13 protein-coding genes are annotated in these 11878 nt (G+C 56.1%); 1 reads left to right on the forward strand and 12 read right to left on the reverse strand.

Going from position 1 to position 11878, the window contains the following annotated elements; genetic code table 11:
- Positions 1-146 precede the first annotated feature (146 nt).
- From ACG2F4_RS18450 to ACG2F4_RS18505, 12 genes are all read right to left on the reverse strand, one after another.
- Positions 147-1037, reverse strand: a complete 891-nt coding sequence (locus tag ACG2F4_RS18450; RefSeq protein ID WP_395262422.1) for a F0F1 ATP synthase subunit gamma — start codon at positions 1035-1037, stop codon at positions 147-149.
- Positions 1024-2577, reverse strand: a complete 1554-nt coding sequence (locus tag ACG2F4_RS18455; RefSeq protein ID WP_395262423.1) for an alternate F1F0 ATPase, F1 subunit alpha — start codon at positions 2575-2577, stop codon at positions 1024-1026. Before ACG2F4_RS18455 ends, ACG2F4_RS18450 begins: the two co-directional genes overlap by 14 nt.
- Before the next feature lie 25 nt (positions 2578-2602).
- The gene (locus tag ACG2F4_RS18460) at positions 2603-3409 is read right to left on the reverse strand and encodes a hypothetical protein (RefSeq protein WP_395262424.1); all 807 of its coding nucleotides are present in this window, start codon (positions 3407-3409) and stop codon (positions 2603-2605) included.
- On the reverse strand, positions 3384-3662 hold the full coding sequence (locus ACG2F4_RS18465; protein WP_395262425.1) for a F0F1 ATP synthase subunit C: 279 nt from the start codon (positions 3660-3662) through the stop codon (positions 3384-3386). The genes ACG2F4_RS18460 and ACG2F4_RS18465 overlap by 26 nt, the downstream gene beginning before the upstream one ends.
- 2 nt (positions 3663-3664) lie before the next feature.
- Positions 3665-4426 carry a F0F1 ATP synthase subunit A gene (locus ACG2F4_RS18470; RefSeq protein WP_395262426.1) on the reverse strand — a complete coding sequence of 254 codons (762 nt, stop codon included), beginning with the start codon at positions 4424-4426 and terminating at the stop codon, positions 3665-3667.
- Positions 4416-4727 (reverse strand): ATP synthase subunit I, encoded by a 312-nt coding sequence (locus tag ACG2F4_RS18475; RefSeq protein ID WP_395262427.1) that lies wholly within the window; start codon positions 4725-4727, stop codon positions 4416-4418. Before ACG2F4_RS18475 ends, ACG2F4_RS18470 begins: the two co-directional genes overlap by 11 nt.
- 331 nt (positions 4728-5058) lie before the next feature.
- Complete coding sequence (locus ACG2F4_RS18480) at positions 5059-5376, reverse strand: AtpZ/AtpI family protein (protein WP_395262428.1); 318 nt, start codon at positions 5374-5376, stop codon at positions 5059-5061.
- Positions 5377-5378: 2 nt separating this feature from the next.
- Positions 5379-5789, reverse strand: a complete 411-nt coding sequence (locus tag ACG2F4_RS18485; protein WP_395262429.1) for a F0F1 ATP synthase subunit epsilon — start codon at positions 5787-5789, stop codon at positions 5379-5381.
- Positions 5786-7237 carry a F0F1 ATP synthase subunit beta gene (gene atpD / locus ACG2F4_RS18490; protein ID WP_395262430.1) on the reverse strand — a complete coding sequence of 484 codons (1452 nt, stop codon included), beginning with the start codon at positions 7235-7237 and terminating at the stop codon, positions 5786-5788. The genes ACG2F4_RS18485 and atpD overlap by 4 nt, the downstream gene beginning before the upstream one ends.
- Positions 7230-9644 carry a phosphoenolpyruvate synthase gene (ppsA, locus tag ACG2F4_RS18495; protein WP_395262431.1) on the reverse strand — a complete coding sequence of 805 codons (2415 nt, stop codon included), beginning with the start codon at positions 9642-9644 and terminating at the stop codon, positions 7230-7232. The genes atpD and ppsA overlap by 8 nt, the downstream gene beginning before the upstream one ends.
- A gap of 186 nt (positions 9645-9830) precedes the next feature.
- Positions 9831-10595: a glucose 1-dehydrogenase gene (locus ACG2F4_RS18500; protein WP_395262432.1), complete on the reverse strand. Its 765-nt coding sequence runs from the start codon at positions 10593-10595 to the stop codon at positions 9831-9833.
- 208 nt (positions 10596-10803) lie between these two features.
- On the reverse strand, positions 10804-11253 hold the full coding sequence (locus ACG2F4_RS18505; RefSeq protein WP_395262433.1) for an Hsp20/alpha crystallin family protein: 450 nt from the start codon (positions 11251-11253) through the stop codon (positions 10804-10806).
- 259 nt (positions 11254-11512) lie between these two features.
- Here ACG2F4_RS18505 and ACG2F4_RS18510 point away from each other — a divergent pair, with 259 nt between their 5' ends.
- Positions 11513-11854, forward strand: coding sequence for a hypothetical protein (locus ACG2F4_RS18510; RefSeq protein WP_395262434.1), 342 nt, complete (start codon positions 11513-11515; stop codon positions 11852-11854).
- Positions 11855-11878: the final 24 nt, after the last annotated feature.

Genomic DNA, 11878 nt, shown 5'->3' on the forward strand with positions numbered 1-11878 from the left:
GATGCCCTGCCGGTGAGGACTTTGATAGCGGGCAACTTGCGTTACGGACCATCAACATCCACGCCTGCACAGGTTGCAGCGGGTGCCCCATTCACCGCCTTGAGTTTTTGGTTCCTTTTGGGTCAAGACAAAAGGAACACCGGTCCTTATGGAGATTCTTCGGCTGAAAGTACTTCAAATCCCGCCATGATGTCGATGATCTCTTCGGTGATGTCGCTCTGTCTTTTTTGATGGTAGTCCCTGTTCAGTGTTGATAGGTGTTCTTCGATCTTCTGTTCGGCTACCTGCATCGATTCCAGCCGGCTCCCCTGCTCGCTGGAGAGAGATTCGGCGAATGACTTGTATATCGAGACAAAGATATATTGCCGCAGCAGCTGGGAGAGCAGCTCTTCGGAGGCCATGGAGTAGGTCGGCAGCTGGTTGGTGGGCCACGGTCGACTTTGTATCGACTCCAGCCAGTCGCGATCGATAGGCAACACCTGGTGCCGCACCGGGATGAAGCTGGATTGCGAGACGGGCCGGTTGTTGAAAAGGATGATCTTCTGGTAGCGGTCTCCCGTATACCAGCGCTCCAGCATCAGCACCAGCTCCTCTACCCGCTCGCTGATGGCGGAAACCGAGTTCGGCACCTCAACGATCTTGTCCGGCTCCAACCCGTGGTTTTGGAGTGTCGAGGCGATCCGGTAGCCCATGGTTACCATTTTTGACGGCGGATCTTCCAGCCCCTCCTCCAGGCGCTCTTTGACGTAGGAGGCCAGCACCTGGTTAAACTGCCCGCACATCGGCTGCCCGGAACCAAATATGATCATGACCGACTGCTTTTCGGTGCTGTGGAGCGCTTCCTCCATCAGTCCCCGGTGCTTCCGAAACAGGATCTGCAATCCCCGTTCCACGGTGTCGAAATATTGGCGGACCGCCCCGGCGGCTTCCTCGTACTGCCGGATGCTGACGGCCGCCAGCACTTTCATCGTCTTTACGATAGAGAGCAGGTCTTTTGAGCTTTTTATTTTTCGCTTGACTGCTTCAATCCGCTGCATAATCGGCCTCCTTCTTTTCGCGATGAATCAGCGAGTCTGTTGCCTCTTTCGCCACCCGCAGCAGCTGTTCACGGTCTTCATCCTGCAGGTGCTCTCCGCGCTCGATGCGGCCGGCCACCCTCTCCAGCTCCCTGTTTGCGGCGGCCCGTATCATCCGTTTGGCTTCCGGGATGTCATCCAGCGCAATGTCGTCCAGCACGCCCTCATTCACCGCCAGCAGCTCGGCGACCTGTTCCGTTACGGTCATCGGACTGTACTGCGGCTGCTTTATCACCTCCCGCACCCTTCGCCCCCGCTCGATGATCTTGCGGGAAGACTCGTCCATGCGGGCGCTGAAGCGCGAAAAGATCTCCAGTTCCTGGAACTGGGAGTAGGATAGTTTAAGGTTCTTCGACAGGTGGCGGTAATAGGGAAGCTGGGCCGCGCCGCCGACCCGCGAGACCGAGAGCCCGATGTCGATCGCCGGCAGGATGTCCCGCTGGAAAAGCTGGGGAGAGAGATAGATCTGGCCGTCCGTTATGGAGATCAGGTTTGTGGGGATGAAGGCCGACATGTTCTGGGACTGGGTCTCGATGATCGGAAACGCCGTAAGGGAGCCGCCGCCGTGCTCCTCTTTCAGCGGGGTCGCCCGTTCCAGCAGCCGGGCGTGGATGTAGAAGATATCGCCCGGGTATGCCTCCCGTCCAGGCGGGCGGCGCAGCAGCAGCGCCAGCTGGCGGTAGGCGCGCGCGTGCCAGGTCAGGTCGTCATACACCACCAGCACGTCGCGGCCCCGCTCCATAAAGTATTCCCCGATACTCGTAGCGGCGTAGGGGGCTACAAACTGGATACCGGCCGGCGTATCCGCGCTGGCGGAGACCACAATGGAGTAGTCCATCGCACCAGCCCCCTCCAGGTCGGCGATCACCTTGGCTATTGCCGCATTCTGCTTGCCGATGGCGCAGTAGATGCAGATGACATCTTTGTCGCGCTGGTTGATGATCGTATCCACTGCGATGGCGGTCTTGCCGGTTTGGCGGTCGCCCAGGATCAGCTCCCGCTGTCCCCTGCCGATCGGAATCAGGGCATCGATCGTCTTTATGCCGGTCTGCAGCGGTGTCTCCACTTTTGCGCGGTGCATAATTGGCGGCGCCGGGCGCTCCACAGGCAGCCGTGTGCGAGAGTAGATGGGACCCTTGTCATCGAGCGGCCGTCCGAGCGGATCGAGCACCCGGCCCAACAGCTGCTCTCCCACCGGAAGGTCGAGCACGCGCCGTGTGCGGCGGACCTCATCTCCTGCCTGTATCGCCTCTCCTTCGTCCAGCAGGATGACCCCGACCTCTTTCTCGTCCAGGTTGTATGCCATCCCCATGACGCCGTGGGGAAAGGCCAGCAGCTCATCGGCTTTTACGGTGGGGAGTCCATCGACCACGGCGATGCCTTCCCCGGTATTCAGGACGGTCCCTGTTTCGTCAAACCGCAGTCCCTGCGGGCTCTTCCCGATCTGCTCCTGTATCAGGTCGAAAGTGGACCGGATGATGGTTGAGTAGTTTTGGGGCATTGGTTGTTGGTTTTTGGATTTCGGTTTACTGGATCTTTTCCTGCGTGTTTTGACGAAATGCCTCTTCCATGCCGTCGCGCAGGCGGGCTATGTAACTGTTTAGATTCCAGCCGGCCCGCCACCCGCCGGCCCGTATTTCAATGCCGAAGCCCAGCTGGGGCGATACTTCGAAACGGGTTTCCACGTGCGCGGCCACTTTCTCCTGCAGGATCTCCACGATCTGTTGTTTTTGCGTTTCTGCTACTTCAAAACTGCTCTTCACAAGAACCAGTCCCTCCCCGTAGTCGAGGGCCGAGATGACCAGCTTTTTGCTCTCCTCCCTCCCGATCGAGGCCAGTTCCCCGATAAAAAGCTCTACCACCTGCTTCTCAAGATCCCTTGTCGACAGGTCAGCCAGGATCTCCCGCACCAGTTCTATAATCCGGTCTCCGGCTTCGGCCTGCAGTTCCTGAAAGAAGGCCTGTTGCTCTCCTTCCAGCGCTTCTGTCCACCGGCGCTGCATCGCCTCCACTTCATTGCGCACTTCCGCGGTCATCTGCTGCTTTTTCTGCTCTACCTCCTCTTTTGCCTGTTGCAACATGTTTTCCTTTTCGCGATCAAGGTCCCTCAGCTTCTGCTGGTATTCCGACTCCTTTTCGCGGGCTTCCACCATCTTGAGACGCGCCTCTTCCAAACGACCGGCCATTTCCTCCTCCCTCCGGTCCATCGCCGCGATAATCGGCCGATACAGAAATCGCCTCAGCAGAACCAGCAGAATCAAAAAATTGACGATCTGTGCAACGAATGTGAAGCCGTCGATCTGCATATCAGCCCCCCGCCATGTTGATAACATAATCCCAAAACGGGTTCGCAAATATCAGGATAAGCGCCACTACAAAACAGTAGATGGCGGTTGACTCCACCATCGCCAGTCCAACAAACAGCGTCCGCGTGATGGTGGCCGATTCGTCGGGTTGCTGGGCGATAGCGGTCAGGGCCTGGGCCAGGGCTTTTCCTTCTCCCAGGGCGGGGCCTATTGATCCAACTGCGATTGTAGCACCCGATACGATAATCGATATCATTCCGATGGTTGTTATAGCGTCCATGGTTAAACCTCTGACTGGTTGTCGTTATTTCTATTTTTTAATGTGGATGAAGATGATTGCAATTCTCTTGAACTTTGTCTTGGCGCTGGTTCCGGGCTCGCCCTCTGCCCGGAGGCGATATAGACCAGCGCCAGGATGGCAAAGACATAGGCCTGTATGACGCCGATCAGCAAGCCGAACGCCTGCATGGCGACCGGAAAGAAGAGAGGTGCCAGGCTGAGCAGGATGGCGACAATCAGGCTGCCGCTCATGATGTTGCCGAACAGCCGTATCGCCAGGGCTACGGTGCGGGAGATCTCCCCGATAATATTGAACGGCAGCATAAAGGGAGTCGGCTTGATATATTGGCGGAGATATCCTTTGATCCCCTGCCGCATGATCCCGAAGACCGGGACGGCAAAGAACACGAGGGTAGCCAGCGCGGACGCCGTTGAGAGGGAGGCGGTCGGCGCGGTAACCCCGGGGACTACATCGATCATGTTGGAGACCACGATAAACAGGAAAAGGGTGCCGATAAACGGCAGGTAACGGTCTGGCTGCTGCCGGCTGGCTTCCCGGATCTGTTCGCGGATCAGCGTCACAGTCGCCTCCAGCAGGTGCTGCCAGCGGCTGATCGAGGTCCCGGCCCCGGGATCGATGCGGGCGGTCACCAGCCGGGCTCCCATTGCAAGCAGAACGATCACGACCCAGGTATATACCAGTGTGGCGTTGATCTGGATAAATGCCCATTCGAAGTATATAATATTGTCGGGATTAAATTCCATCGGTTTTCTCAAGTGTCTGGTTTGTATTGAGATCAGCCAGTCCCCATTTTCGCACTACGAAAAAGCGGGTGAGGATAAATCCGAGGAGTCCGGTTGCCAGCATCGGCCATCCCGACAACAGCAACAGGTAGAATCCCCCCATCACCGCCAGCGACCGTATGACGAAGCTTAGCAGCAGCACCCGGTAGGGGTCCCGACGAGTGGTCATCTGCCGGACAGTCCACCACAACCCGTAAAAGTACCCGTAGCCCAACACGCTGCCCGCGATCAGTGCCGGTATCAAGTAAAGGAGATTGCTCATGGTTTTGTAGGTTTTTGGTTGTTGCTTTTTTTGGATTTTTATCTCGTCTTTCTCTGTTCATTTTTTGTGCGGACAAAAAACGAACCCAAAAAACCGCCGCCGGAGGATTCCTTCGCCTGGCGACATTTCGCTGCGACTAAAAAGAACCCCAGATATTCCCCGGGATTGCCCTTCCTCCGGGTAATGCTTTTCGACACGTCCTGCTTTTCATTGTTTCTACTGCAGGGGTTCTTTCGTCACGCCTTCGCTGCATTTTGCCGGACGGCTCAGGAATCGCAAGGGCGGTGTAGAGTTGGGAATTTCAATTGGTGACATGGTTTGATTGTCCGGATTAAGCGTTTATTGTTTCCTCCCCGTTTTCACTTTCTTTTTTGATCCAGTACCACGCGTTCATGCAGCCGAGGCCGACGCCCAGCACGAGCAGCATCAGCGTCCAGGAGTAGCCGGATTCCCAGGTTTGGTCGATCCAGACGCCGAGCGCCAGCAACAGCAATGCAGGCACGGTTACCGACCAGCCCACCAGCCCGAACATGCCGAGCCCGAACCAGATGCCCCGCTTTTTCTCCTGCTGCGCTTTTGCCCTGCGGTCTGACTTTTCCGCCACCTTCAGGGCGAACTCCTCGCGCTCGCTGTCAGCCTTTTTGCCCATTGTCAGCTCCTGTTTCGCTGTTCATTCATCTCCACAAAGCGACGAATAAAGTCCGCCTCCAGCTGGTTCATCGCCATGCTGATCTCCTCTTCCTTGCGATCGGTCTGCCGGAATCGATCGCGGACCTCTTTCTCCAGCATTTCCAGGTTGTTACCTTCCACGGCATCGCGGACGGAGACCATCACGTCAAGCCCGCATTTCACCAATATGCCTTTGTCTACCGCCACATAGTGCTCCTCCTGCTCCTTCGTGTAGGTCAGTATCCCGGGAACGAGTCCGGCCAGGTAGTCGACATGGCGCGGCAACAGGCCAAAAAAGCCGTTCCCGGCCTCTGCCACCACTTTATCCGCCTTCGAATGGAGCACCAGTCGATCGGGCGTCCATATTCGCAGTGTCATCCTGTTCTCGCTCATCCGTAACTTCTCCTTATCTCATCAAGTTTGCCGATCATGTAAAATTCCTGTTCTTCAGCCTCGGGATAGCGGTCGGCCAGTATATCTTCGCACCCGGAAAGGGCCTCTTCCAAACTCACGAGAACGCCCTCCTTGCCGGTAAACCGTTCGGTTACCGCAAACGGCTGCGTAAAAAATCGTTCCAGCCGGCGGGCCCGGTGCACCAGCTGTTGATCCTCACGCGAAAGCTCCTCCATCCCCAGCATGGCGATAATATCTTTGAGGTCGTCGTAGTGGGCCAGCGTCTCCTTCACCTGGCGGGCGACCTTGTAGTGCCGTTCGCCGACCACGGTGGGTGAAAGCATTTTTGAACCGGACTGCAGCAGGTCCACCGCCGGGTAGAAACCGTGGCTGGCGCGCTCCCGGGAGAGCACGATGAAGGAGGAGAGGTGCGAAAAGGTGTGGGTGATGGCGGGATCGGTAAAATCATCGGCGGGCACGTAGACCGCCTGCACCGAGGTTATTGAGCCGTTGCGGGTGTTGCAGATCCGTTCCTCCATTTCCGCCAGCTCCGACCCCAGCGTGGGCTGGTACCCCATGCGGGACGTAATTTTGCCCATCAGTCCCGATACCTCCGAACCGGCCTGTACGAATCGAAAAATATTGTCGATCAGCAGCAGGATGTCCATCCGCTCCTGGTCCCGGAAATATTCGGCCATGGTGAGGGCGGTCTTGCCCACCCTGAACCGGGCGCCCGGCGGCTCATTCATCTGCCCGAACACCAGCACGGTGTTGTCGAGCACGCCGGCTTCGCGGATTTCGCGGTAGAGCTCTTCAGCCTCGCGCGACCGCTCCCCGATACCGCAAAACAGGCTGACGCCCTCGTAGTGTGCCACCATATTCTGGATAAGCTCCATAATCAGGACCGTTTTACCGACGCCCGCTCCCCCGAACATGCCCGCCTTCCCCCCCTTCTCCAGCGGGGCCAGCAGGTCGATCGCCTTGATGCCGGTATGCAGTATCTCCTGCGATGCGACCTGCTGTGCCAGGGGCACCGGGGCCTGGTCTATCGATCTCCACACGGCGGAGTCGACCGGCGGTTGCTCATCGACCGGTTCCCCGAACATATTCAACGCCCGTCCCAGCAGCGCTTTGCCCACCGGCACCTTCACCGGCTCCCCGGTATCGACGACTTCGGTGCCGCGGGAAAGTCCCCTGGTGGATGTCAGGGCCAGGCAGCGCACTTTTGCATGGTCGAGATGCGATACCACCTCCAGCACAACCGGGGCGGCATCTTCATCCGGGGCGGCCGCCAAAAGCTTGTGCTGTATTTCGGGCAGCCCCTCTTCAAAACGGATATCCAGCACGCTTCCCCTGATCCTGCGGATCACGCCCCGCAGGCCCGTTGACTTTTTTTGGGGATGCCCGTTTGTCAGTGACTGTAGCTGTTTCTCGGTGAAGTCATACATGCAGCTGGGATGTTTTTTGTTCGGCTTCTGATATGTACCGGATCACGTTGACGACACTGTCGGGATTCAGGGATATCGAGTCGATTCCGGCTTCAACGAGGAAGGCAGCATACCCGGGGTCATCGCTCGGAGCCTGCCCGCAGAAGCCGACCTTCCGGTTCACCGCATGGGCGCGGCGGATAATCTCCGATATCGCCTTTTTGACGGCCGGGTTGTGTTCATCAAACAGGTACGCCAGGTCCGACGAGTCGCGGTCGACGCCCAGGATGAGCTGCGTCAGATCATTGGAACCGATGGAGAACCCGTCGAAGTGGCGGGCGAACTCCTCCAGCAGGATAAAGTTGGAGGGTATTTCGCACATCATGTACACCTCAAGCCCGTGCCGGCCCCGCTCCAGTCCGTTGGCTTTCATCTCGTCCAGCACCCATACCGCTTCCTCGGGGGTGCGGCAGAACGGTATCATGACTACAACATTCTCAAGACCGATCTCCTCGCGCACTCTCCGAAGGGCGCGGCATTCCAGGGCAAAGCCTTCCCGGTAGTTTTTACTGTAGTAGCGGGAGGCACCGCGCCAGCCCAGCATGGGATTCTCCTCGTCAGGCTCAAACGCCTGCCCGCCCACCAGTCCGGCGTACTCGTTGGTTTTGAAATCGCTGGTACGCACAATTACGGGATCAGGGTATTGCGAGGCGGCGATCCGGGCGATCCCCTCCGAGAGCCTATCCACGAAATAGTCCTGCTTGTTTTTATAACCTTTGGTCAGCTTGCGGATCTTCTCCCGGTCGCTTTCACGGATCACCTTGTCAAAATGGACCAGCGCCATCGGGTGTATCTTGATGTGGTTGCCGATGATAAACTCCATCCGCGCCAGTCCCACGCCACTGACGGGAAAACGCCACCACTTGAACGCAGAGTCGGGAGTTGCCAGGTTCAGCATAATCTGTGTTTTGCAATCCGGAACCTGGTCAAGGTTGATCTCATTGATGTCGTAATCCAGGTATCCTTCAAAGACCGCCCCCTCTTCTCCCTCTGCGCATGAGAGGGTAATCTTCATGCCGTCGAGAAGGACCTTGGTGCCGGTCTTCGTCCCCACAATGGCGGGAATTCCCAGCTCCCTGCTGACGATGGCGGCGTGGCAGGTGCGCCCCCCGAAATCCGTTATGATGCCGGATACATTTTTCATGGCCGGCACCCAGTCGGGTTCGGTCATCTGCGTAACCAGGATACATCCGTGGTCCATATTCCGGAGATCCGAAATATGGTCTGCCCTGCAGACGCTGCCGTGTACAATTGAACTGCCGATACTTTGCCCGGTCAGCACCGGTTTCCGGGCGTGCTTTTTCATGGAGTAGGACTTGAATACCGGCCCTTGATCAGCAGAGTGGACCGTTTCGGGGCGCGCCTGTACAATAAAAAGCCGGGCGGTCTTTTCGTCCTTGACCCACTCGATATCCATCGGGCGGTCGTAGTGGTTTTCTATGGTAACCGCCCACTTTGCGAGCTGGATAATCTCCTCATCGTCCAGAACAAAACTGGCCTGCTCTTCGGGCGTGGTAACCACGCTTTTGGTCAACCCGTTCTCCTCGGAACTGTAGATCATCTTCTGCTCCTTGCTGCCCAGCTTTTTGTGCAGAATCGGTTTGACGTCCTTTTCCGGGCGGTCGAGCAGCGGCTTAAACACGGTATACTGGTCCGGATTCACCGTTCCCTGCACCACATGCTCTCCCAGTCCCCAGGCGGCGTTGATGAGGACGGTATTCGGGAATCCGCTCTCGGTATCAATGGTGAACATGACGCCGGAGCCTGAATTGTCGGCCTTTACCATCTTTTGAACCCCGATGGAGAGAGCTACGGCCAGATGGTCAAATCCTTTCTCCTCGCGATATGAGATCGCACGGTCGGTAAACAGGGATGCGAAGCAGCGCCTGCACACTTTCAACAGCTCATCTTCTCCCCGGACATTCAGGTAGGTCTCCTGCAGTCCCGCAAAGCTGGCAGTCGGCAGATCCTCGGCGGTGGCGCTGCTCCGTACCGCCACATCGGCATGTTCGGTGTCATATTTTTCAGAGAGCTGCCGGTACGCCTCTTTCAACCTTTCGGCCAGCGGTATCGGGAAGATCCCCTTGCCGATCATTTTCCGGATACCGAGTCCCGTTTCCTCCAGTTTAACCTCCCCGTTTCGGAACTGTTCAATCTCTTTACGAATCGGCTCTTCCAGGTCATTGGCAGCGAGGAACAGCCGGTAGGCTGCGGCCGTCGTTGCAAAACCGTCCGGCACATTTACTCCGAGCGGCACCAGGTTTTTAAGCATCTCTCCGAGCGAGGCGTTCTTGCCTCCCACTTCCCCGACATCTTCCATACCGACGTCGGCAAACCATTTGATCAGGGTGTCATTATCTGTTTCCATGCGACCTCCATCTATAGCTAGTCAATGTGTTTCTTAGGTGTACTTCGTCAATCCATTAATTTGCCCCATCCCGGTATTTCTGCGAATACGAACTCCTCTTTTACAATGATCCGACCTGCGGTCTCACACTCGCTCTGGGATTGACCCCGGACAAAATTCCTGCTTCTCAGCGCTCCTTTTCATGCCTTATCGCGCCGTGTAGCCGCCGTCCACCATCAGCGCGTGACCGGTGACAAACGAAGAACGCGAAGAGGCGAGCCACACCACCGCTTCCGCAATCTCTTCGGGTGTTCCCAGCCGACCCACGGGGTGCAGCGCAATGGTGGCCTCTTTGGTTTCCTCATCGGTTGTAATTCCCGCCTGTTCCAGCATCGGAGTATCGATAAATGCGGGGCAAATGGCGTTAATGCGGATCTGATCCTCCGCATATTCCAGGGCCGCCGTTTTTGTCAGGCCGATCAGCCCGTGCTTGGAGGCGGTGTATGCAGCGGCCCGGGCAAAGCCGACCTTCCCGAGGATAGAGGAGATATTGATGATCGATCCCTCCCCTGTTTCGAGCATGGCGGGTATTTCATATTTCATGCAGAGCCACTGGCCTTTCAGGTTCACATTTATGACCTGGTCCCACTCCTCTTCGGTATATTCGGCCGTCGATTTCATTGCGCCCCCGATGCCCGCGTTATTGCAGGCGATATCCAGTCGCCCAAATGTCTTTAGCGCCTGCCGTACCATATTGTCTACCTGGTCGGGCCGGGCGATATCCGTTTTCATCGACACGCCATCGACATCCTCCTGCTCGATCAGCGCCAGCGTTTTTGCTAGCTCTTGCTGGTTTATATCGGCAACCAGGATGTTTGCACCCTCTTTCGCCAGCGCCACGGCTGTTGCCCTTCCTATACCTGTGGCTGCACCCGTTACAATAGCCACCTTGTTTTTTAGGATCCTGGTCATAATATCACTCCTCTATATCCTGTATCCTGTTCATTATTATTTCAAAAGGCGTTGCAGAACCTTTCTCATGTTCGGCTGTTGCCATTAAATGAGATGAGGGTAGTTGCTACGCCCTTCGCTTGTTACCCCGCCGTATTTGGTTGAACGTCGAAACGGGAAAGGAGCTCATTCAGAGTCTCCCTTCCCTGAACTCTACTCTAATGAGCCGTCACTCGATTTTGACGGTCTTTGGCTTGCTCTCTTCCGTTTTCTTTACATTGATGGTCAGCACGCCATCACTGTACCGGGCCTTGATATCATCTTCGCTGACCGTATTGGGAAGCGTAAAAGAGCGGACAAAATTGCCGTAATAGCGCTCTTGCCGCATATAGTTCTCTTTCTCCTCTTTCTCTTCCCTTTTGCGTTCGCCGCTGATGGTGAGCCGGTTGTCTTTGAAGCTGATATTGACATCCTCCCTGGGAATACCGGGCAGGTCCACGCGGATAATATATTCGCCTTCTTTTTCCACCATGTCGGTATTGGGTGCCCATACATCGAAACCATTGCCCTCTGCCTGCCTTTTCCAGGAAAACGGTACCATTTCGTCAAACAGGTGATCCATCTCTCTGCGCAGTTCTTCGATCGGGGACGTTTCTGATCTTCTTGTTAGTAATCTCATAACGTTGAACCTCCATTTGTTCAAGCTTTTCAGTTATCGACTGCGTGATTTTATATCACGCTTGTACATAATTAATAACGCTATTTACCGGCCGGGCGCCTGACATAAGATCCTTGGAATGGATGTAAGTGTTTGGGGAGCGGAGAGTATAAGGGATTTCCCTACGAGGATGGGAATTATGAATGAAGAATTAAAAATGATGAATTTCGAAGGGGAGATCGTATGAACGTGTCAAGCAATTATTCCGAAAACGGAAGAAGTGCTGTCTGACGAGGGAGCGAGCTACAAAATATACAACCTGGTCTTTCCCGGCCTTGAATGGGGCGCGGAGGCCGAAGCAGGCGGGGGTGGATGCCCTGCCGGTGAAAGTTTTGATAGCGGGCAACTTGCGGGACGGACCATCAACATCCACGCCTGCACAGGCGGCAGCGGGTGCCCCATTCACCGCCTTGATCTTTTGGTTCCTTTTGTATTAAGACAAAAGGGACACCTCGGTTGGGGAAACAGTCTCCTGTTTCACATTCAGGCTCCTTATCCTCCTTCCTTGTTCATTTTTTGTACGGCCAAAAAACGAACCAAAAAAGCCGCTGGGGAATGGTAGATGTTCCCCTTACCAGCTCGTTCC

The organism is Halalkalibaculum sp. DA3122, assembly GCF_043951865.1.
Taxonomy (GTDB): domain Bacteria; phylum Bacteroidota; class Rhodothermia; order Balneolales; family Balneolaceae; genus JAMQKA01.

Excerpts from the sequence above, each read along its gene's own strand:
- ACG2F4_RS18450 (WP_395262422.1), bottom strand. The coding sequence starts at position 1,037 with ATGCAGCGGATTGAAGCAGTCAAGCGAAAAATAAAAAGCTCAAAAGAC.
- ACG2F4_RS18455 (WP_395262423.1), bottom strand. The coding sequence starts at position 2,577 with ATGCCCCAAAACTACTCAACCATCATCCGGTCCACTTTCGACCTGATA.
- ACG2F4_RS18460 (WP_395262424.1), bottom strand. The coding sequence starts at position 3,409 with ATGTTATCAACATGGCGGGGGGCTGATATGCAGATCGACGGCTTCACA.
- ACG2F4_RS18465 (WP_395262425.1), bottom strand. The coding sequence starts at position 3,662 with ATGGACGCTATAACAACCATCGGAATGATATCGATTATCGTATCGGGT.
- ACG2F4_RS18470 (WP_395262426.1), bottom strand. The coding sequence starts at position 4,426 with ATGGAATTTAATCCCGACAATATTATATACTTCGAATGGGCATTTATC.
- ACG2F4_RS18475 (WP_395262427.1), bottom strand. The coding sequence starts at position 4,727 with ATGAGCAATCTCCTTTACTTGATACCGGCACTGATCGCGGGCAGCGTG.
- ACG2F4_RS18480 (WP_395262428.1), bottom strand. The coding sequence starts at position 5,376 with ATGGGCAAAAAGGCTGACAGCGAGCGCGAGGAGTTCGCCCTGAAGGTG.
- ACG2F4_RS18485 (WP_395262429.1), bottom strand. The coding sequence starts at position 5,789 with ATGAGCGAGAACAGGATGACACTGCGAATATGGACGCCCGATCGACTG.
- atpD (WP_395262430.1), bottom strand. The coding sequence starts at position 7,237 with ATGTATGACTTCACCGAGAAACAGCTACAGTCACTGACAAACGGGCAT.
- ppsA (WP_395262431.1), bottom strand. The coding sequence starts at position 9,644 with ATGGAAACAGATAATGACACCCTGATCAAATGGTTTGCCGACGTCGGT.
- ACG2F4_RS18500 (WP_395262432.1), bottom strand. The coding sequence starts at position 10,595 with ATGACCAGGATCCTAAAAAACAAGGTGGCTATTGTAACGGGTGCAGCC.
- ACG2F4_RS18505 (WP_395262433.1), bottom strand. The coding sequence starts at position 11,253 with ATGAGATTACTAACAAGAAGATCAGAAACGTCCCCGATCGAAGAACTG.